The following is a 21,561-nucleotide window of genomic DNA, read 5'->3' on the forward strand; positions in this document are numbered from 1 at the left end:
TTCAAGACATACTGAGTCGAAATAGACAAGGGTCCACGGCACTTGCCTGAAATTGTTGGGAGGGCAGGATTTAGGAAAGTAAATAGAGATGATAATCAACGTTCGTCAGGATACGAAAAACATTTATCGTCGTTAAAGTGGAAAATAACAGCGCCCCTGCCATCAATCCAAAGACCGCGTCAGGATAACCAAACCAGCGACTGAGCAGAAAACCGATTAGCGCGTCTAAAGCAATGGACCATAGCAAGGGACGAATCACACCGTCAGGCCGAGATAGAGAAAACATTAAAATTGCATTCATTAAAGCGATTGACAGCAAGGTATAGCCAATCAGCGCAAGGAGAAATACTTTTATGGTATAGCCTGTAAAGATGGGCTCATGCAATGAATGCACAATATATTCAGCCAACACAAAGCGAAAGACTACATAATCTGTACACGCGCTTATCAGCGAAACTCCGAGCATGAGCAACAGACTGCGCAAATATTTGCGCCTGATGATGTTGCTCAATTCTTCAGCCATCGAAAGAGTGTATTGTTGTTGACTTTCAATTGCCTCGACAATTAAACGATAGACACTTACTTCCATCAATCCCATCGGAACAACAAGCATAATGAGCGCAAAGTCAAGAGCTACTTCGTAATCTCCCCGAAACCAAATTGCCAGCGGAAGCAGCGATTGCCCCGTTGCTGTCCAAGCCATTAATCTATCCATAAATAGCAATAAATAATATAAAAATCCATAGAGAAAATAAGGTGCTACAGAATAGACTGTCACCGTCGTCTTCGGTAGAGAAGGATTAATCCCCCGCTCCCCGCGAGCAACTGCACGACGAAAAAAATAGGTGACAAGTAGAGCCCCTATTATCGAAATAGCTACAATGGCCAATAACTGGGAAATTAATATATTTAGACGAAAATAATGAAACCCAATATAGACAAACCCTATCCCTAATATCAACAGGCCGGAAAAAACCAGTTCTTGTTGAAGTAGATACAGGGAGGTTACAGCCATCCAAATAGCGTTTAAAGCCATGTAAAAGGAAATTGTAATGACAAACATGTGCCACGGAAGTATGGGAAACAGTACATTGAACAGGGCTAAAGCAAAACTGACTGCTAACGAAAAAAGCAGGCTAGTTCGAACAATACGCAGCGATATGATGCCTGCCATTCGATAGTAACCCTGAAGAAGATAGAAAAAGCCCCGACGAGAAATTGTCTGCATAAAGCCGCCTGCTGTCAAGAAACTCAGTACCGTGCCTATTGCAATAGCGGTTGCCGTCTTGACAGACGCTTGTTCATAAGACCACAGAGAAAAGCGAAAAAATAGCATGGATGCAATGCCAATCAACATAGGCAAGGCAAAAAAAGTTCCTCGTATAAAACGCTTGATAACGCTTATCCAGCGTTTCACATAAGACGTCTGCTGGCGATAGCTGTTAGCTGCAGTGGCAATATTGCGATGCGTCATGGGCCAGAGAATACGGGCAAGCTGAAAAACATCATGTAAGCCCAGTTCTTGCTCAACCCTTTTATCTGTCCATCCAAAAGACTCTAATATGGCTGCAATTTCCCATTCATTTTCTGGTTGAATGTGCCGTTCCAGTACTTCCAACAGCAATTTTTCATATAAATCGAATGAAGGATTGATCTTATCTGGAGGAAAGCTCATGTCTTATCCAGCTCATCAATAACCATATTTAAAATCAATTCCACCAGTTTCCCTTCCCGATCCGCTTCTTCGACTATCTCTTTGGTAATCGTTTCACCTCGAGCAATGATACGTTTCCCAAAACGTGTAAACAGATCACTCCCCGCCTTTTTACCGACGATATAACGCATTTTCAGATTTTCATGCTGTTCTACTACTTCACTCGGCAGAAACGTAGTTTTGGGCATGGAAGCAGGCAGGGAAAACTTTTCTTCTTGTGTTTTTTCGACGGTGTTTGCCGAAGCAGAAGATACTGTCGTGGAAGTTTGAAGGCTAGAGTCAAATGCCTCTTTGACTGGCTGCAACGTAACCCTCATTTCCTGAATCTGTTGTTCCTTCGGCATCTCCATTGAAAAGGGATATGCAAATGTGATATGCGGCCTGCCTTCACTCTCTTCTGTCCAAAATTTGAGATAGGATTCAATTTCTGACCATAAACTCTCCATAATATTCTCTCGCTTTCACAGTACGATTCCAGCTGTCTTTTTAACCTGCGAAATCCATGATGTATTGAATCATCTCAAATTTACGCAAATACTCTTTCGCTTTCTCCTCTTGCCCAACGGAAGAATATAATTCAACTAAATCCAACAAAAATATAGGTGCCGCTAATTGATTCGGATCTTCTTTCAGCGCTTGCTCCAACAGTTTGATAGCTTGCGGATACATTTTCAAATCGCGCAGTGCATAAGCACGTTCTGCCGCCTGAAGCTGGCGCCGGCGATGAAGTCGCTCCTCTATTCGCTGAGACTCCATCAACGCTCGTTGTGCTTGAACTGTATCACCCAGGCTCATATATAAAAGTGAGATTTCTGTCCAAAGTATGGAAATGATCGACGGATGGCGAGTCAGTTGAATGGCCTTCTCAAAATGCTCAATGGCCAATTGTATATGTCCAATATCTTTTAACGCATAACCACGTTCTGCCAACAGTTGTTCAGTTCTAATCCTACCCTCATTATATTGATTTTCAGGTTCAATGAATGGTTCAATTGACGGAACATTTTCTCTCCATTCCGCAGTCTGAGTTTCCGCAACTTGGCGTACTAGAGCCAGCTTGATATAGGATTTCAAATATTGTTCTAGATTTTTTTCCAGTGTAAACATGCTCATGGCTCGCTGCCTTGCCTCACTCGCCATCTCGCTAGCCAATTGAGGCTGCTCCAGCAAACGAATGATACCTTCCGCCAGTCCCTGCACATCTCCGGGTGTAACCAATATACCGTGATCGCCCAAAGCCTCAGAGATACCGCCAACATCTGTAGAGACTATCGGCTTACCTGCAAACATGGCTTCCACAATGGAATAGGGAAACGCCTCGGAAACACTGGTTTGTACGACAATGTCACCGCTTTCGTAAGCTTTGACTATATCCGAGGTATGACCAAGAAAATGGACTGTTTCCTGCAGACCCAGTTTCTCATTCAACGCCAAGCATTCATCGTAGTACTCAGGCACACTGATGGAACCATAGATCAAAAATTGCACATTTGGAATGTGTTGTTTGACTATAAGCGCAGCCCTTTGCAAAGACTGCAAATCTTTAATAGGATCCACGCGCGCAACCGTAATTACCGTTGGACTATCATGCGCTACATCCTGCATATTGGAAAACAGAGTATGGTCGACACCGTTGTAAATGACTTGAATCCGTTCGTGTCTATCTGTCAAACGCTTTTCCCAGCGCATGTTGTAAGCGCAAACTGGTGAAATTTGATCCGCGAATGCATAACATAAATCGGTCACTGATTGAATCATGCGGATTAAAAAAGTATTCAGAAACGATGGATACCCGCGCTTGGAGAGGGACAGATATTGTTCACGCAAATATATTCCATGTTCTGTAAGCAGAAAAGGTGTTCCATATTTTAATTTTGAAACCACGCAAGGTAAGCCACAAAAAGAAGCAGCAGAAGCGTGGGTAATTGTGGTTTTGGGAACTGGCGTGTTGATGATATTGAAAAAGCGATAAATCCATCCCAAACTTTGCAAGGTACAATAAATATCCGGTTCGGCACGAAAAAATTGAGCTTCTTTCTCCAACTCCAGCAAATAACTCCGATAAGCACGCCAAGTCAATTCTGATTTAAAACAAACTTTGTAATCGTACTGCACAAAAAAATCGTACAATGCGACAATCGTTTCAGCAAAAACATAGCTATTTTTTTCTTCGGTAAGCAATTCGCCGACTAAATCCAAAAATAGCGGAATAAACATCTGCTGTATGACTTCATCGGTTGTTCTTTGCTTAGCCAGATAAGTAGAACTAAAGGGAGTATCCAGATGTTCACTCGGTTCTTCTGTTCCCCAAAGCGGCACACGAATCAATTCATTCCGTTCACCAATATCAAATTTTTGAGTCACAAACGGGTCCATGACAATACTGAACACTTTATAATCAACTGCTGTGAGACGTTTCATCAGAATGTCGCACCACTGGCTAACCCCACCCTGACTGAATGGATAAGTACCCTCTGTAACTAACAAAACTGAGATTTTATCCTCCATCAGGGGGAGCCTCCTTCCTATTCCACCTAGCTTACACAGGAAACTGCAGCGTGATCGCCAAGACCGACATTTAATGTACGAATTCTTTATTGCGATAGAGAAATTCTGTACGCACAAAACAAGTTTTGCATTCCCGTCCATGCGCTTTACAAAGATGATTGCCAACTTCCCAGCAACGCGGTGCTGCAGACTGGTAGACCGGACAAGCCTGACAGATATGCTTGGGCGTACAACACAACTCATAACAGGGAGCCAGCGTGCGATTGTTTACTTCCGGCATTTGGGCACGTTCTTTCCACCAGTCTACAAACGCGTTGACCACACGGCCATCCAACTGTGTCCCTGCTGCTTGTTGTAAAGTTTCTAGCGCTTTTTCGAAAGAAAGGGGAGTTCTCCATGCTCTTCCATTAATTTTGGCGAGAAAGACTTGTATAACATGAATAATTCTTGCCCCTAGCGGGATGTCCTCCCCTTTTAATCCTTCCGGAAAGCCTAACCCATCTATACGTTCATGATGATAGAGTACGTATTGAGCAGCGCGCTCATTTCCAGAAGCAATCAGAATCATGGAAGCTCCTATTTGAACATGCAATTTAATGGACTCATATTCCGCATCATTAAAGACACCTTCTTTACTGAGCAGCTCCATATTGAGTCCGATCACGCCAATATTGCTCAAATGTGCCGCTAGCGCTAAATCCCGCAGTTCTTCTTCTGTCATACCCATTCGCTTTCCGACGACCAACGAATAGCGCGCCATCATTTCAGAATAACCCACCGTGTAAGGATTAAAGTCATCTACCATATTGGAAAGATTCCACAGCATATAGGAATAAGAACGCCCCAGTCTACGATGAAGAGAAGAAAAACTAGAAATTTGTACCATTTGATCGACAAGTAACTGAATTTGGCTCTCATTAGGGCGCAGGGCATTTTTGTTGTCCAGATCTGCCCCAAAACAAATCAGCAAGATACCCTGCTGAGGAATCTGCACGATCAACACGGCACCTACATCGCTAACTGTAAGATAACCCGGTAATTGATAAAATTCTTGTGATTGGCGTCCTATGAAGCAATAAGGGCGGCCTTCTATCCATGTCTTCAGCATATCCTGAAGTTCCTGGTCCTGCTTGAGTCTTGATCTCAAGCCTCGCAAAGCCCCTACAGCGATTACCGCTTGCTCTTCATTCTCCGCAGCGCGAAAAAATGCGCCACCGCAATAGCCTGAAAATCCTGTAAAAGATTGCACAATAAGTTCCAAAGCGGACGATTCGTCCGTTGAAAGTCTGGCCACCTTTTTAACAGCATCTTCCCCCAAACTCGCAATTTCCTGTTGGAGACGGGCTGTTTCCAAAGCGACTACATCTTCGATTAACTTACTATATTGATGAAGAAATTTTCGCATCTCCATTCGGATTGGCTTAGCCACTCGATATACTGGACCAATGCGAAAAAGAACCAATTTCCCCTCCGTCTGCATAGAGAGCAAGGGAACTTCACCTTCATATATAACCTGAACTGATGCACGGGTGGCATCCGCTTCCAAAACCATAGGCGGCAAATACTTTTCTCGACTGTCGACAGCCAAGCCGCTATAGGATGGACCTGTATTAGAAAACTTGTCAAATGGGTGCAATGTTGCTTTGAGTATATATCGTTGGCTCCGCTTGTCGAGAACATATGCTGCATAATTAGGCGCTTCATGCATACTGGAAAGAATCCGTAACACGGCAGCCAGATTTTCTTCTATTCTCGCCGTTGGACGAATTTCTTGTGCCATTCGTTCCATACGATTCATTTCTGTTTCGTAATGTTTTCGCCAGCGGACCTGCCTAAAGAGCAAACTGCCAAGGATGACAATGATTATAAAAACGATTAGAAGAATGAACCAAAATAATGTCATAGTAAGATGCGAAAAATCCATACTCAATCTCACTGCACACCTTCTTCAGTTGCCGCTGTCTCGGGCCTTAACTCCCATCCCTGATGCCGTAAAGCTGTTAATTCATTTTCCAGGATGGCAAGCGTCTGACTCATGGTGCGCACTTTTTGGTCAAGTACAGTAAGTTGAATGGACTGATAAATCATGATGGACAGCATGCCTAAAATAGCCATTAGATACAATAAGGAGGGCGGATAAGTGACACCAAGAAGGTATGCTACTTGATTGAGGACCGTTGGAAAAATAGAAATGAGCATAATCAACACGAAAATAAACAACCACAAAATGCTAAAACGCTCTGTTAATTTTCGTTTTATGAGCAAATAACCGTTCGTCAAGGCAAAAATGAATCCTAGACAGAACACCGTAAGCCGCAGTACATCATTCACCCCATACACCACCTACCGTGTACAGCTTGCAAGAATATATCTTTTCTATGGTTTTTTATCCTTTATTCTAACCATACACTATAAGGTATCTTCGAGCAAAATGATAGACATAGTTCCATTCTATTTTAATTTACTTTAAATAACATATTGCGTTTTTAATTTTATGGTATTTATTTATTGTTATAAATCAGATAAACCGTAGTATTAGGTCCATCATATTCAATTTGTAAAGAATGACCCGCACTTTGATACTGTCGCAACCAATGAGCCAGATTCCGGTATGCGAGTTCATCCTGCTGATATATCTTTTTCTCAATTGGATAAATACTCAGACTTGAATTAATTTCGTACAGATGTTTTGGATAAATGATATACACGTCATGCGGAATGGCTAAGGAAGGTTTCCCGGCTCCATACGCTGTCAACGGTATCCTTGCCTTTGGATTAAATTCATGCACAAACGCGTTGACATGCATCAAATAACCTGTATCGAGCACCAGAGAATAATATTGATCAGGAGCTACCAACAAATAGCTTCCATTTGTTTGTTGTTTGACTATTTGTAAATACTGTTCGACATTGTGATTGGACAACAATTTATAAGGAATAATTGGATTGACACCGCAGAAAGCAACAGCTCCTTGGAACAGCGCATAAATGCCCACCGCCTGTGTCCATTGCCACCACGCCCGTACGGGAAAAAACAAAAGAAGCAGATAGACTGTGTATCCTATGACCAGCGCTTCTATAATGGCCCACATATCAATCGCCCGTGACGACAACGCGACGCTCTGGGAAAGAGGAGCCAACCATTCATAAAGTGTAAACATGAGCAAACCTGCCAAAGCTATGGATAAAGTGAGAGAGTCGCCTCGCAATACATGAAGGACACCTATCACACAGAGAAACAAGCTGCATGCGGCTCCTAGGATATCCAGCCAAGTGAGTTGAGGAAATGAAATCGCCTGATGAGCATGAATGAAAGTAACCGAAGCAGCATTCACTGCATGGCCTAGCAATCGACCCACAGCAAGCGGCCATAAAGTGACAAATAAAGAAGCCAATATGGCACCAGTCATCCATGTCATTTTTCGATTCCAACGCAAATGTTGAACCAGCCATTCAGCCAAAAGTGGCGATCCGGCACAAAGAAGTGCCAGTGCATAACCAAATGGATGTGTTAAACCGGCTGCCGATAGACCAAAGAAAACGGTATATCCTTCTTCTGGTCTGCCACTCTTTAAATATTTATAGGCAAAGACTAGCACTGGCAAGGCAAAAACAAAACTGAATTCTTGCGAAAGACTGGCTCCTACGCGACTCCAATCGTCTTGCAAGATTAGATATCCAAAAACGCCATACAGAGCCATGCCAACAAGCGCGCCATTGGCCTTGCCTGTTAAATTTTTTAGAGTGTAGTAGATACTCCAAACCACAAGGCTGTTGTTAAAAGCCCCACTATACTTCAAAATATATAATAAATTCACAAGTGCTAATTTACCGATAAGAGCAATGTATATATAAAAACCTTGAGGATAAATTCCATCATGAAATAATTGGTTCATGTCAATATATTTGGCCCATGTCAATGTGGTGTACCCATCTGACATACTAGGTGCCGCATGGACCAATGCATCATAAGAGCGAATATAGACGGACAGGACAAAAACGACCCAAAAAGTAAAAATTTCTATTGTCCGATGGCTAAAATGCCAACGACGCAAATCACGATAAATTATTGCCCAGCGTTTTCTCAACTTTTGTCTTAGGTGAACCCACCAACTTTGACTTTCCAAGCTGCTGTAAAAAAACGCTCCCCCAAGGGCCGCTAAACGTGTCCTGTGAGGTGCCCGGCGCAAACGAAATACCAGGATTCCAAACAGACAAGCCAACACGCTGATGCCGGCAAAAATTTTGAAAACTACTAATACATAACCAATAATCATCAATAGACAATTCATGCGTAGATAAGAAGACCAAAACCGGTCACTTCTGGAGCCATCAACTTGTCGAAACAGCCAGCGAGGAAACAATAGAAAAAAAACAACCAATGCAATGGCAAAATGAAATAGATGAAAAAGCTGATTAAAGAACGAGCCGTAGTCAACGATGGGCCCACGCCTCCAAATACAGGGCTATTTTCATTTCAAGTGTATCTCACTTATGGATAAATACAAGCATTCAGCGAAGGTGTTTCCCACACTCAATATAGAGAACCAGACTGCAAAAGAGGAGTCAAAGTCATGGAACGCTTGTCTGAGAAGAAGTTTTGGGATGCTTATTGGCAACAAGAAACTAGGAGTGATTTTCAAAAGCATATATTTTCGGATATATTCCAACATTACCTGCCAAAGAACGCAAGTTACTTCGAAATCGGCTGTGCACCAGGCACTAATCTCATCTATTTTGCTAACCAATTTGGTTACCGCGTTTCAGGAATCGACTACTCGAATATTGAACAGGTGGGAAAGCTTTTAAAGCATCATGGCATTGTCCCAGAGGAACTCTCAGGTGAGGATTTTTTTTCGTATACTCCTAAACGTCAATACGATGTCGTTGCATCGTTTGGTTTTGTAGAACATTTTCAAAATACTCAAGAGGTCATAGAACGACATATGCAATTGGTGGCGCCTCAGGGATGGTTGGTCATAGAAGTTCCCAATATTCGCTATTTTAATTTTCTTCTCTACCGTATATTGAATCCGTCATTGTTAGCCATCCACAATCCAAAGGCGATGAATCTGCAAGCCTTGCAAGCACCTATCAAAGAATCCAACAATTTTGAAATTGTTTTTAGTGGATACTATAAATCCTGCTTTCTCTATTTCAATCCAGACAATGCTGAATTAGTGAAACACTCTCTACGCAGAAAACTATTTCTTGGTCTTCGTTCATTGACGACCACCCTAGGATTAGAAAATTATCCTAATCGATTTTTTTCACCTTATTTATTTGTGATTGCAAAAAGAATTCGTTAAAAAACGCTTTTGGGTTATATATGACGGTTTACGGGAGTAACTTTTCCCTGAAAATAAGTCTCTGCGAAGTAGACTGGATATTGATTTAAATCAGCAAACTGACGCCGCCGCAATATTTCTTGTCGCGTCATCTTTTCCAGTCTGTCAAAAAGCAGCAAAGTACGTACAGCGTATTTTTGTTGAAGGTTGCGCAGCCGTTGATTGACGATTTCTATCCAAGCTGCACTTGCCGAGTCACCGAGCGGAACGTTTTCCCAAATAATGGCGTCCAGAAACGGAGCCGTATGGTTAGCCAGTGTCTCTAATCCATTATTTTGCAAAATTCCGTGCTGTGGAAACCATTTGCGTAAACTCGCGACAATTTGCATGGCAGCATTCAATTGATTTGTTTTATCTGGCAGTTCCGGCCACTCCACATTACCGATAGTATCTAAAAAAACACCATCGTAATGAGAATGAACCAACAACTGACCAATATGACGGTGGAGAAGGGTCTGCCAATGGGGGGAAGCGAGATCGGCATAAAATCCTCCATAAACTGGCTGCACTATTTTTTCACCCTTTTTACGAAGAAAGTCATCCTCTCTCAGTAAAGGATAGAGCGGGTGATACTCAGGCACCTCGATAACGCTTGCATAGGCCATCACCAGTGTCTGTCTGCTTTTAAGATATTGAATTTCTTCTTCTTGATAGTGAGCGGGTTCCAGAATCACCATATCGTACTCAGCTAAATCCTGCAGTGATCCTCGCCCATAGTAGACTGCGAAACGATGTAGGTTAGAAATGCGTTCTCGAACCATGAATTCTTGGATTTCTCCTCACTTTGATTTCGATTCTGAACAGTCACTCACAGACTGTACAGACTGCTTGACATCCAATAGATAAACGAGAAGATTGACCATAATACTCATGCTGACTTTCAAAAGATAGACAAAGGGACGGAGACCTGAATGCATACTTCTGCCAGAGGTTCTTTTTTGATTGCTTATCCCCACTTCTTTGATTTTCCAACCTCTTAAGCAAGCATCGATTAAAAAATCGGCATCTGGATAATCCGCTGGAAACTGTGCGGATTGACTGTAATAAGAAAAAGCGGCCCGATTCAGCGCCCGTAAACCAGAAGTTGGATCAGACACATATTGTTTGCCAATCCAGAAGATGATTTTTCGAAAAAACCGAATGACAAAACCTTTGGCTAGACCAGGCTGAAAACTGGCATCCCCTTTGTAACGAGAGCCAATCACGATATCGGCGTCCCCTTCAGAGAGAGCGGCCAGAAGCGTCGTAACATCTTGCGGACTATGTTGTCCATCTGCGTCTATCTGCACCACGCAATCATACGAGTGGCGAGCAGCGTATCGATATCCCGTCTGCAAAGCTGCGCCGTACCCTAAATTACATGAATGAGAAAGCACCTCTACTCCCATCAAGGCAGCGCGCTCAGCGGTATCATCTATGGAACCATCATTGATGACTACAATGGAATGAAACGGCTGTTCCTTTTTTAATGAAATCAGCACTTTTTCAATATTGCTTCCTTCATTGAAGGCTGGAACGATCATCAATGCCCTCATCGCAGTTTCTCCTCTTCACCTGCAAATTCATTTCCCTTCATTGTACAACGATTGGAGGGGTTGTCACAGCCACCAATGAGTCAGCCAGGCTAGCAACCATCCACAACTGAGCGAACTGCTCAAATAAACGAGAGCAAGCATTCGCTTCCTCCTCATCAATCGGACAACTTCCACAGATAATGTTGAAAAAGTAGTAAAGCCCCCACAAAATCCCTCACCGAGCAATATCCAAAGAGCAATCCAATGATGAAGGACACTAAATTCTTGAAAAAAAATCCCCAGCAAAAATGTTCCTGTACTATTCAACAGCCATGTATTCCAGGGAAAAACATCTGTTCCAAGACTGATGGTTCGCTTACCTACCCAATAACGCGCCAAAGCTCCTAAGGCCGATCCGATACTGACCAGCAATAACATCATGGCATTCATACCGACAACTCCTTCACGGCATGCAACTTGCGCACACTGAGGTTTACCATCCATTCACCGAAAAAGGCTGTGAGAGGTCCTGCTATCAAACTTCCTAGCGCGTAAAAGACAGCCCATCCCAAATGGTGAATGGCTAATTGTTGAACACCTAAACAATAGGAAGAAAATGTCGTATATGTACCTATACATCCCGTACTCAAGCCGAGAATGAGCCACTCCGGCAACGATTTCTGGGCGACATAAGCCTGAAAAGCTCCTAGAAGCAAGGAGCCAGACAAGTTAATGAACAATATTCCGAGCGGAAACCCTTCTGGCGTTGGAATCCAGACACTGAGACAAAACCGCAATACCCCTCCAATAATCGCACCTGTTACAATCGCTCCTAATTTCATGACATGTCCCCCTCTCTTCATAAACCTCAATCCTAAAAACCTTCCCTAGAAAATCTGCGTGGAAGTTGGATAAAAACAAACAGGCTCCTGCAAAAGCATTTAGCTTTTGCAGGAGCCATCATCCTCTTGTAGAGGCTTTCTGGTGAGCTCCATCACCGATATCACTCAATGGTTAATCCAGTCTATGCAAATAAGGAGTAGATATGTCAGTCATTTTTGCTGAATATCCTTGCTTAGACTTTATTTAGTCTACGAAGTCACGCCACTATTTGTCAAGACAATAATCCTATGTATCAGATTGTATCAACAATTCCAGAAAACTCTTGTTTTATAAGGGGTCTCGATTTGCTGTGCCCACTAGTTCAGCCTAATACCAGATCACATAATAAAGGGAAAACCCCATAACAGGTAAGTATGGTAAAGGGCAACCGGTAACACTCTGCGAGTCCTATAATACAGAACTCCGAATACCCAGCCCGTCGGTTGAAAAGGAAATATGCAGAACAGGATATATTGCCACCAAGCGATAGAGCTAAAATGAATTCCATAAATCCATAATGGAATGTGACTTGCATCAAAAAAGATACTCGCAAACCAAAGACTGAGAAAAGGAGATTGTAAAAAAGAAAGCATTAGTGGGACCAAATAACCTCTATATAAAGTTTCTTCTTGCCATCCATTAATAAAGAACTGAAAAACAAAAACAAGAATACTGGCCAAGGAAAGAGGGGGAAACAAATTTGTGTTGGGAAGACCAAATATTTGATTTCTTAGGAAAGCAATCGCCGTCGTCAAGCCAAGAAATACGATAACAATGATGCCATCTTTCCATGTCATGGAGACCAGTGTCTTTCGATTACTTTTCAGCCGCCAAAAGCACATGAAAAAAATAAACAAGGATATGGGCAGTACGAACAAGGCATTACCCAACTTTAAAACGACCTCAGGATTGGAGAGACCCAACTTATGGCCAAGTAGCGCGATGGCTCTCATTATGAAGTGTAAATGTGTCCATACTAACAACAGTATTCCAGCATTAATGAGTAAAATAGCAACTGCAAAGCCTATCTCTCGTATTTTGTGTGGAAAGACTGGCAGTGGACGAGACCGTTGCCCACGAGTCATCAGAATAACCATCAAGCAAAGAAAGAGACCCACCGCATAATTCCAGATAATTGATTTATCCACATTCACATTTCCCAGGAACACACCAAGAAATCGAATGTTCACCCATATTGCGATCATACAATAAAGAATGACAGCTATAGATCGAATCCAAACTTTTCTATTCACGTGCACTTTCAAACTTATCACCATCCATTCTCTGTGACGTCACCCATGCTTCTGCGTCCTCATCTTTAGTTCAGAGAAAATGGGACATTGAAATCTATCATTTCGTTCACAAAACATTTTTCCAATGACGTATTGGACGCCTCGAGCATCAGGATTTAGTATTTGAAAAGGTCCAAAGGCATCCGAACCGCTGGTTAACAACCACGAATAGTGAATTAAGTTTTTCTCAAATGGTCTGATAAAAAGTCTTTTGAGCAATGACCATAAATTCCGTTGTATCTGGAACATTCAACAGAACACTCATTTTAATCCTCTCCAAGTTTAACCTCCTCGTTGCGCCGCAGTTGAAAGAGCCAGAAGAATGACATTGCCACCGCAATTAACGCAAACAAAGCAAACAAAAGAAATGTCCAAACAAGGCCCACAATATTCATGCCCCATGCGGCCAATGCGAGACCGATGACGGCCCCCGTGCCACTGACGGTCACAATCACCGAGAGAACCCTCGCAACCAGCCTGTGCGGAATAATCATCTGCAACAAACTAATTTCAAAGGTGTTAATCGTACTCTGCGCCGCTCCAAGGAGAGCAAATAAGACGAGTTCGATAAACCGGGATCGGACATCCCCTGCAGCCGCGATGATGCCAGCGAAGACAAGTTCTACGGTCAAAACCAGATTCAAAGCGACTTTGGGTCGACGAATAGTCACTCGTGCATAGGCCATAACCAAGCTGACTACTACTACTCCGAGCGACATACAGGCCAACAGCATAGAATAAAACGACGATTGGGCATGAAAGTGCATTCGCACGAGCACTGGTAGTTGCGACAAAATCGGTGCAAGCGCTAAATTAATACCAAACCCCGAAATCAAAATTACCGTAACTCGGGAATCCGATTTTATAAAATCTAAGGCCTTTCTGAAATTCCGCCAAGAAATGCTTTCTGGATTCACAGCAACTTGGGGATACGATTCGGCGGGAATGAGTCCGACGGCAATGGCGCTTATACATATCAAAGTGGAAACTATCAGCAAGAGGCGGTTTGAAGGCTGGCCCAGCAGAAAAAGACTCATGGCAATAAGTATCACTACTTCCACGATCCCCGTACCAGATGCTATTAACGCATTGAACCGCAACAAATCTCGCGATATGACACCATGCTTGGCCATGACTTGGTAGGCGAGATGGATGTAAGATCCGAGGATGGCCTCAAAAAACGTCACAAGGAGGATAAGCCAAAATGTCCGAATAGAGAACACCCACGCGATAGGAATCACAAGAGCCACAAGCGCACGAACAATATTCGTGCCCATGATGTAAACGCGACGAAACTTGTTGTCCATAACATGGCCGACAACCATGGCTCCGAATGTCTTAGGCACAAGATATACACCTAAGGACAGTCCAAGAGCCCAAGGACTATGAGTTATGAGATAAACCAGCCAGGTAATTGAAAGGGAATACAGAATCCCTGCGGCAGATTCGGCATAGGTAGCGATTAGAAGGTTGCGCACTAAAGTCATGCGCTCACCCCAGATGTGCTGGGAACGCCGCAAACAGGGCAGTCAGGCACATCAACCATCGACTGATTGATTTCAAACCCTTCCACTTGTTGAATTACAGAATGGTCCGGAACCGTATTCACTTTAAGGATTTTATTTTCAAACAAGCGATATATCCCTCGATCAAGACCATCCATGTTTAATGCTATTTCCCAAACAGCCAAGGATTGCATACCTCCCCCGGAAAGGAAAGAGATGATAAGCTTGATTATAGACCCTGTCCAGAAAAATTACTGTCCTTCGTTTTAGATGAAATTTACGTACATTTCTGCGTGATCGACGAACGTATGCACATCTTCGACAACAGGCGTACCGAGACGTTGTCGTTCTGGGATATAGCCTTGAAGACCTCCATGACAGCTTTGTAAGCCGCCACATTAAGAGCGGGGCGACAAGCCGCTCCGATTCCCTCCCACTATAAATTAATGTTTTCTTCTATTTACTCTCTCATTCTCACGATTACGCACCTTGACAATTTGAGAGGGATTGCCAGAATGCTAGATGTGCCAATTTTCAAACGGATACTCCGTGGCAGGAACAGAGATTGGCGTTAATTTACCAATACATGGAACATAATGATGTTCGCACCTTTGGATGTCCACACGTTCCCTTGCGGTTTACCCTCCCATGTCACACTGGGTCTATGCCCTCACATTCCTTCGTTCTACCTCTCAAGGGGTGGATGCCGTTTCTTGCTCCTTTGCTGGGTCGTTGCCCTTATGGAATAGTTACTACGGCTTATCCGTGCTTTCGTTTGTCTTGGTCTTTCATCGTGTCTCACAAGCGAGTAAGTTGAAGTACGAGTTTGAATCAGTTAAGCAGCCATCTGTAGTTGGGACTTCCGAAGCGGTCCCAGTAAATCTTCAGAGTTGTACGGTACTTGCTTTGTCCCCAATGTGTGCAGGACACGAATGAGCTTTCCACACAGCGCAATGAGCGACTGTTTCTTCTTCAAGGGATTGCATGTTCGTGTCGTATAGTAATGGTGCAAAGCCTTGAACTCTGGATTCGTAGCTACCATCGGTAATATCGCTCGGAATAGAAGTGCCCTCAGCCGTGAGCGTCCACGTTTAGAGATGCCAGTTTTCCCTTTTCTCTTGCCAGAGCTGTTTTCTTTCAAATTGAGTCCAGCAAGCCGAATGATCTGCTGCCCATGGTCATATCCCTGAAGGTCACCGACTTCAGCCAGGAAGCCAGCAAGTGTCGTTACACCCATCCCTGGTACACTCAGCATCTCGTCAGTGCCTGGAATCTGGTTGAGCAGTTGCTCCACCTGAGCCATGATTTCGTCACGTTGCCGAGTGAACATGTCGTATTGCTCCAGTAGAGCCGTCAGTTCCAACCGAGCAGCCTTGAGTCCCTCTTTCAGACCAATGGACTTTTCAGCGGCTGTTACGAGCCATTTTGCTCGCTTTATACCGACAGCCCGTTTCACACCGCCACTTTTCCACTGGTTCACAATCTCACTGGCGCCTAGTAAGACGAGGTCCTGTGGAAACGGAGACTCACGCAGTGTAATGAGAGATGCCTTGCCTTCCCAATCCTTGAACACCTGGGTGTATTCCGGAAAGAACCGGTCGAGCCAGTTCTGTATCCGCCGCTGCACCTGACCTAGATTCACCATAACCTTTTCCCTCAGGTTCATGAGGATTCGTAAATCCGCATAGACACCTGTTGGGAGTTTGGGCTCGGTGTACTTGCCGTCCTTCACGAGATTCGCAATGACCTTAGCATCCTTGTAGTCGTTCTTCGTCGGCGAGTTATCCTCCAACTCTTTGCTCTTGTTGACGTGATGCGGATTCACGAGCACGAATCGAACGTTCAAGTCTTGAATGAAGGCACCTAACGGGAACCAGTAGTGTCCGGTCGGCTCAACGCCAAAGACGACATCCGTCTTGCCGTGCAGCCGTTGCAACTCCGTCATCCACGTTACGAGTTTCGTCAGACCCTCATCGTCATTGCTAAAAACGCACTCTCTACCGAGCTCAATTCCACGAAAATCAATGGCTCTCGCTACATGCGTTTGCTTCGCAATGTCCGCTCCCACAATGATGGTAGCGTCGGTAATTTGTTGGATTCGTTGATTTTGCTTCTGTTGCATCTTATACTTCACGTTGAGCGTCCTCCTCAATTAGGGAATGAATGTCCTGCATTCGGAACCCAGCATACAGGAGGCGCTCTTTTTGTTTCAAACCCGAAATTAATTCATTACAGGAATGGCTCCTTGCAGACCGTTGATGACGTCAGCCATAGACCAAATCACCGCCAAACACCACGAATGAGGAAGAGTTCATTGATATTTAGTAGTGGCGTTCAATGAGACTCACCAAATTCCCCGCGGGATCCCGAAACGACCGGATGCTGACATATGGACCGTCAGTCTGATGAGTTATTTCAACCCCCGCCTTTTCTAAAGCAGCTATAGCCTTTGGCATATTTTTTACGTCTATCCCAATGGCCAGCGAGGAGCCAGCAACCACTTCGGATTGCGCAGCAGCAATGCTGATAGCAATACTTTCTCCATCAAGTTCCTTGTAATCCTTGGTACTCACCATGGAGTTGAGTTCGAACCCGAGGACTCGATGATAAAATTCCGCCAATGATTCGACGTCATTTGTAAGCAATATGATTGAACTGATTTCACCTATCATTTTCAGACACCTCCAATGGGAGAATTACTATGAATGAACATACCTGTTGGTTAAATCAGGTGACAGAGACAAGAACCCCAAATTCCTACCTGAAATCACGTTTTAGCGTTTTATACTGCGATAGTCAGATTAAGATAGGAAAGTTTACGTAAGATTCCGTAAATGATTCCAGTAATCAGTGGTGCCGAATACCGAAAGCTCAATGTCGACATTCTTACGAAACTTTTTGAAAGGAGCCCCTGCGCTTTAACACTGGAGAGAGTGTCCAGTACTCTGACCCTGTTGAAAAAAACCAACTAATTTTACATATTCTATATTAAATTCAAAATTCCTCTAAATATATATTCAAAATAATTTTTTGGAACAGTATCATTTTAGTGTAGTCAGAAAATTCTTAAATCTAGAATAATGGTAGCCAAAAGAGAATCGTCCTGGTCTCTCTTCCATCCCCTTCTCGATAGGGCCGACCAATTCTAGAACAGATCTGACCTCTGTATATTCTGGAAATCACTTGTCAAGCCTGTTTTGTATGCTCCGTTTGGCTTTCCTAGGTTCACTCCCTAAAATTCATGAGAATCCGTAAATCCGTATAAAAACAAGTTGGGATTTTAGGCTCGATGTTTTTTGTCGTCTTTCACAAGAGGCAAGTTATCCTCTAACTTTTTTCTCTTGTTGATGTGGTGAGGATTCACCAGCACAACCTGAATCCCTTCTCGGCGTAGGAATTGAGCCAAGTTCATCCAATAGTGCCCCGTCGGCTCGACGCCGAACACGACGTTGTCACAGCTATGGTCAATTATGAGCGATTGAATCCATGTGAGAAGCCTTCCAAATCCCTGCCTGGTGTTCTCGAACGTCAGCGGCTTCCCGATCTCCACGCCCCGTACATCAGCAGCGCGAGCCACGTGAACCTTTTTGGCAATGTCTGCACCGACAACCAAGGTTGAATCTGAAATCCTGCGAATCTTGCTATTCTGGGTTATACTCATGGTGTAGATCTACATCCTGATGAGTGGTGTGTTTGGACAACATCAACACTATCAGGAGTTTTTTATTGCCTCAAACCCGATTTTGATTGATTACAGGAATGCTGCCCAAATGCGCAAGATTCCGAAAGTGTACGCCACCGTATAATCATACAACAGGTGAACTCAGGGAACTTGAATTTTTGCCCCCTTTAGTTCAAAAGGGACAGTGTATGGAATGCTTGTGAGACGAACCATCTTAGCCTATCACGCATTTGTTTTTCTCTCATCTCGTCCAAGCCCCAGTCTGAGAGCTTTGCGATGGGTCTTAAAGCAGCGCAGAGATCCCAATAAGGAAGGTTTGTGAAATCAATACTTGGCATTCTGAATTGATACTGCCGTGTAAATTCATGCATGGCATCAGTTCCAAATGCCCATAAAACTTCAAGTCGTCCGTTAGCGAGGTCAGCAAGCGGATCGCCAAAAGCAGCATCTTCCCAATCGATTACAGCAACCAGTTCGCCCTCTCTCCATAATGTATTCCCTATCCAAAAGTCTCCATGCAATACAACTTCTTGGTTTTTCTGGAGACTCGTCCAACACAATTCCAAAGTATCCCTAATTCGCCCTTCTTCCATGGTTTCATCAAGGATTACGGGTCTCCCAGCAAGAAGTTTTCCTAACACATCTATTTGTTTACGTAGGAATGATTCATGTTGTTTTAGGTACTGGACTTTGTGAATTTTCGAAAGACACTCTGCTAACTTAGACATCATAGTGGGTACATCGGGTGGTATGTAGTCGATTCCATTCTGCCCCTCCATAAATTCAATAACTACGTATGGCTTGGCAAAGATCTCGCTCGATTCGTCGAAAAAATACGATTTCGGAGTAGGTAATCCCGCAGACCTGAGTAATTGCAAAAGTTTGAATTCGTTGGACGCAACTTGTGGGTTTTGGTTGACATCCATGTCTCCATACTGGCGCACGACTACCCTTTTTGTTTTACCATTAGAACATAGGATCTCTAGTGCGCTTACTTGCGCTGAGATACCACCTTTCAACATCCACATATGGAGCAATCTGGACCCAGGATCTAACCTGGTAACAACTTGCTCAAATTTGTCATAGTCTGTGAGTTCATCCATCGGTTGTCTCCCTTTGTTCCGTACCGCACTTACACAGGGAATCATTCTGTCGCAAACCGGCCCGAAACTGCAGGACCTCGTTCGACAGGCACTTGAATAATCATACACACCGGCTTCTCGATGACTATGGCGGTTTCGCCCCGAATGCGTAAGACCTACAATGCTTGCGCTTTGTGTGATAATACACCAGCCGAGAGATAGGGACTCTCGTAGTTTCACGCCCTTGTGCGGAATAATGAGGGCATGCCCTATATGGCAAAGGTCCCATCTTTGAGACGTTTAACTCCGGAGGTGTCACTTCATTCGTCCAAGAAACCTTCCAGTTTTTCTTTGACCCCTAACCACTCTTCGTCGATCATGCTATAGTAAACGGAATGCCTACGGTACCCATCGCTTAAAATCCGATGATTACGAATTACTCCTTCCTTTACGCCACCCAGCCTTTCAATAGCCTTTTGTGAACGAAGATTACGAGAATCTGTTTTTAGCTGAACACGGATTGTGCCAAGTGTTTCAAAGCAGTGTTTGAACAACAGATATTTACATTCTGTATTCACTTTTGTTCTCCAAACGCTTGGAGACAGCCACGTCCAGCCTATTTCGAGGCTTCTATTCGTGGCGGATATATCCAGAAAGCGAGTACTTCCAACAAGCTTGCTGGCGTCCTTATCAAAAATTACGAACGGAAACTGAGTCCCTTGTTCTCGTTCTTTTAATGCGTCGTTTACAAGTCGTTCCATATCTCTGAACGTTTGCACCACCATTGGCATATACGTCCATATATCGAGACTACCACCCGCCGCAAACAGTTCTTCGGTGTGCTTAGTTTCCATAGGAAAAATTTTAACTCTTTGTCCCAATAACTCGATCGGTCTGATCTCCCATTTATTAACTCCTTAGGGTCTTTTGCTTATAATATAATAAATGGTATTCGACGCTTCTGCCCTTGAGTTCACTAACTGCTGTTCACACAAAATGGGTATTTATGCATGATAGTCGACCCAATTCGATTAGCCCAAAAACCTTCTCTCCTACTCTATGAATTAGAGCACGTTCGCTTGGACGTACCAACTGAGCGCGCGCAACCGTTCATCGACTTTTTCAATCAATCCACTATCGACTTGTTTCCACTTCAAAAGAAAATATAGGCTGCGAAGAAAGTGTTCTAAATTCGTGAGTCGGATGGTGTCGTCCGGTTCAGGTCCTTCTGGCTTTATAAACCGCCCCATCCAATCCTCCAATGCGTTGGCGGTGACCCATCCCTTTTCGATGATTCGACTTGCTGTAAACGCCAGTCTGTCGTCTTCTTGGAAATAGATAGGATTTGCGACTGTTGCCAAATCTGCCACACGGTGGAGCACGTCCAACCGCTCGCTCTCGGTGGCAAATGGGTGCTGAGCGCAACTGTCTAGTGCATCCGCGGTATGTGCAATGGTATGAGCCCAACCTTTACCGTCGATGTAGCCGCGACGGTCGCGTTCCTCTCGCGCATAGGACAACACACTGCGAATGGTATCGTGCACGAAGTCCTCACTCAATTGCTGATGTTCTATGTCAGGATTAAGAATTAGCGGGACAACAAGAATGGAGAAGGCTCGTATAAAGACTGAATCGGTTCCGGATTCACCAATTCGATAGAACAGGTGTTGGTCATCCAGTGCCACCTTTAATAGCGTCTGACGGTCCAGGACGCTTAAGACATGATATTCCGTCAGCAAACGTGCCAACAGAGAGTAGGACAGTCTATCTCGTAAGCGAGCGTCAGTTGAACGAAAATTTTCGACCAATGCCAGACAGAACGCCAACGGGTCCGAGCCAGTAGGAAGTCGGCAGTCACTATCTATTATTTGTAATAATAATTCCGCATTGTTTGATTGATTCTGCGTCATTAGGTCCTCCATGTAAGGATGTAGACAACGGATAACGCGAGACGGGTTGGACCACGTTACTACATTGTCCCTCTCAATGATTTTAATTTGAATCTCAAAATTCTATATGAGTTGTTCTTCTGTC

The 21,561-nt window shown here is 43.8% G+C and carries 20 protein-coding genes and 1 riboswitch; of the genes, 1 reads left to right on the forward strand and 19 read right to left on the reverse strand.

From position 1 onward, the window contains the following. Window positions 1-70: 70 nt before the first annotated feature. From ACOJUR_RS00520 to ACOJUR_RS00545, 6 genes are all read right to left on the reverse strand, one after another. Window positions 71-1,675, reverse strand: coding sequence for a hypothetical protein (locus tag ACOJUR_RS00520; RefSeq protein ID WP_420948979.1), 1,605 nt, complete (start codon window positions 1,673-1,675; stop codon window positions 71-73). Next, the gene (locus ACOJUR_RS00525) at window positions 1,672-2,058 is read right to left on the reverse strand and encodes a hypothetical protein (RefSeq protein WP_129583637.1); all 387 of its coding nucleotides are present in this window, start codon (window positions 2,056-2,058) and stop codon (window positions 1,672-1,674) included. Before ACOJUR_RS00525 ends, ACOJUR_RS00520 begins: the two co-directional genes overlap by 4 nt. A 142-nt stretch (window positions 2,059-2,200) precedes the next feature. Then, the gene (gene pelF / locus ACOJUR_RS00530) at window positions 2,201-4,222 is read right to left on the reverse strand and encodes a GT4 family glycosyltransferase PelF (RefSeq protein ID WP_420948980.1); all 2,022 of its coding nucleotides are present in this window, start codon (window positions 4,220-4,222) and stop codon (window positions 2,201-2,203) included. A 70-nt stretch (window positions 4,223-4,292) separates the two neighbouring features. Further along, window positions 4,293-6,125 (reverse strand): HD-GYP domain-containing protein, encoded by a 1,833-nt coding sequence (locus ACOJUR_RS00535; protein WP_420948981.1) that lies wholly within the window; start codon window positions 6,123-6,125, stop codon window positions 4,293-4,295. Between the two features lie 29 nt (window positions 6,126-6,154). Beyond that, the gene (locus tag ACOJUR_RS00540; RefSeq protein ID WP_072874954.1) at window positions 6,155-6,553 is read right to left on the reverse strand and encodes a DUF2304 domain-containing protein; all 399 of its coding nucleotides are present in this window, start codon (window positions 6,551-6,553) and stop codon (window positions 6,155-6,157) included. A gap of 170 nt (window positions 6,554-6,723) precedes the next feature. Beyond that, window positions 6,724-8,514 (reverse strand): hypothetical protein, encoded by a 1,791-nt coding sequence (locus tag ACOJUR_RS00545; RefSeq protein WP_420948982.1) that lies wholly within the window; start codon window positions 8,512-8,514, stop codon window positions 6,724-6,726. A gap of 282 nt (window positions 8,515-8,796) precedes the next feature. Here ACOJUR_RS00545 and ACOJUR_RS00550 point away from each other — a divergent pair, with 282 nt between their 5' ends. Next, window positions 8,797-9,531, forward strand: coding sequence for a class I SAM-dependent methyltransferase (locus tag ACOJUR_RS00550; protein ID WP_420948983.1), 735 nt, complete (start codon window positions 8,797-8,799; stop codon window positions 9,529-9,531). Window positions 9,532-9,545: 14 nt separating this feature from the next. On the opposite strand, the gene ACOJUR_RS00555 is transcribed toward ACOJUR_RS00550, so the two are convergent. The 13 genes from ACOJUR_RS00555 to ACOJUR_RS00615 form a co-directional block, all read right to left on the reverse strand. After that, window positions 9,546-10,331, reverse strand: coding sequence for an endo alpha-1,4 polygalactosaminidase (locus tag ACOJUR_RS00555; RefSeq protein ID WP_203114844.1), 786 nt, complete (start codon window positions 10,329-10,331; stop codon window positions 9,546-9,548). Window positions 10,332-10,349: 18 nt separating this feature from the next. After that, a complete protein-coding gene (locus ACOJUR_RS00560; RefSeq protein ID WP_420948984.1) occupies window positions 10,350-11,105 on the reverse strand; it encodes a glycosyltransferase family 2 protein in 756 nt (251 codons plus the stop codon). A gap of 63 nt (window positions 11,106-11,168) precedes the next feature. Next, a complete protein-coding gene (locus tag ACOJUR_RS00565; RefSeq protein WP_238413583.1) occupies window positions 11,169-11,534 on the reverse strand; it encodes a fluoride efflux transporter FluC in 366 nt (121 codons plus the stop codon). Beyond that, window positions 11,531-11,926 carry a fluoride efflux transporter FluC gene (locus ACOJUR_RS00570; RefSeq protein ID WP_165612016.1) on the reverse strand — a complete coding sequence of 132 codons (396 nt, stop codon included), beginning with the start codon at window positions 11,924-11,926 and terminating at the stop codon, window positions 11,531-11,533. Before ACOJUR_RS00570 ends, ACOJUR_RS00565 begins: the two co-directional genes overlap by 4 nt. A 102-nt stretch (window positions 11,927-12,028) precedes the next feature. Continuing rightward, window positions 12,029-12,092, reverse strand: a riboswitch (Fluoride riboswitch). 212 nt (window positions 12,093-12,304) lie between these two features. Next, window positions 12,305-13,219, reverse strand: coding sequence for a CPBP family intramembrane glutamic endopeptidase (locus ACOJUR_RS00575; RefSeq protein ID WP_420948985.1), 915 nt, complete (start codon window positions 13,217-13,219; stop codon window positions 12,305-12,307). A 305-nt stretch (window positions 13,220-13,524) separates the two neighbouring features. Beyond that, window positions 13,525-14,745, reverse strand: coding sequence for an MFS transporter (locus ACOJUR_RS00580; RefSeq protein WP_420948986.1), 1,221 nt, complete (start codon window positions 14,743-14,745; stop codon window positions 13,525-13,527). Continuing rightward, window positions 14,742-14,948 carry a hypothetical protein gene (locus tag ACOJUR_RS00585; protein ID WP_420948987.1) on the reverse strand — a complete coding sequence of 69 codons (207 nt, stop codon included), beginning with the start codon at window positions 14,946-14,948 and terminating at the stop codon, window positions 14,742-14,744. Before ACOJUR_RS00585 ends, ACOJUR_RS00580 begins: the two co-directional genes overlap by 4 nt. Window positions 14,949-15,598: 650 nt before the next feature. Next, window positions 15,599-16,885: an IS110 family RNA-guided transposase gene (locus tag ACOJUR_RS00590; protein ID WP_420950471.1), complete on the reverse strand. Its 1,287-nt coding sequence runs from the start codon at window positions 16,883-16,885 to the stop codon at window positions 15,599-15,601. 199 nt (window positions 16,886-17,084) lie between these two features. Next, on the reverse strand, window positions 17,085-17,435 hold the full coding sequence (locus tag ACOJUR_RS00595; protein ID WP_306953364.1) for a VOC family protein: 351 nt from the start codon (window positions 17,433-17,435) through the stop codon (window positions 17,085-17,087). A gap of 608 nt (window positions 17,436-18,043) precedes the next feature. Continuing rightward, complete coding sequence (locus ACOJUR_RS00600) at window positions 18,044-18,424, reverse strand: IS110 family transposase (protein WP_420948988.1); 381 nt, start codon at window positions 18,422-18,424, stop codon at window positions 18,044-18,046. Between the two features lie 188 nt (window positions 18,425-18,612). Then, window positions 18,613-19,548, reverse strand: a complete 936-nt coding sequence (locus ACOJUR_RS00605; RefSeq protein ID WP_420948989.1) for a phosphotransferase family protein — start codon at window positions 19,546-19,548, stop codon at window positions 18,613-18,615. Window positions 19,549-19,847: 299 nt separating this feature from the next. Continuing rightward, the gene (locus ACOJUR_RS00610) at window positions 19,848-20,426 is read right to left on the reverse strand and encodes a GNAT family N-acetyltransferase (RefSeq protein WP_420950472.1); all 579 of its coding nucleotides are present in this window, start codon (window positions 20,424-20,426) and stop codon (window positions 19,848-19,850) included. Window positions 20,427-20,591: 165 nt separating this feature from the next. Beyond that, complete coding sequence (locus ACOJUR_RS00615) at window positions 20,592-21,437, reverse strand: DUF2785 domain-containing protein (protein ID WP_420948990.1); 846 nt, start codon at window positions 21,435-21,437, stop codon at window positions 20,592-20,594. Window positions 21,438-21,561 lie beyond the last annotated feature (124 nt).

The sequence above is a fragment of the Alicyclobacillus tolerans genome (genome assembly GCF_048984885.1).
In the GTDB taxonomy this organism is placed as follows: Bacteria; Bacillota; Bacilli; order Alicyclobacillales; family Alicyclobacillaceae; genus Alicyclobacillus_I; species Alicyclobacillus_I tolerans.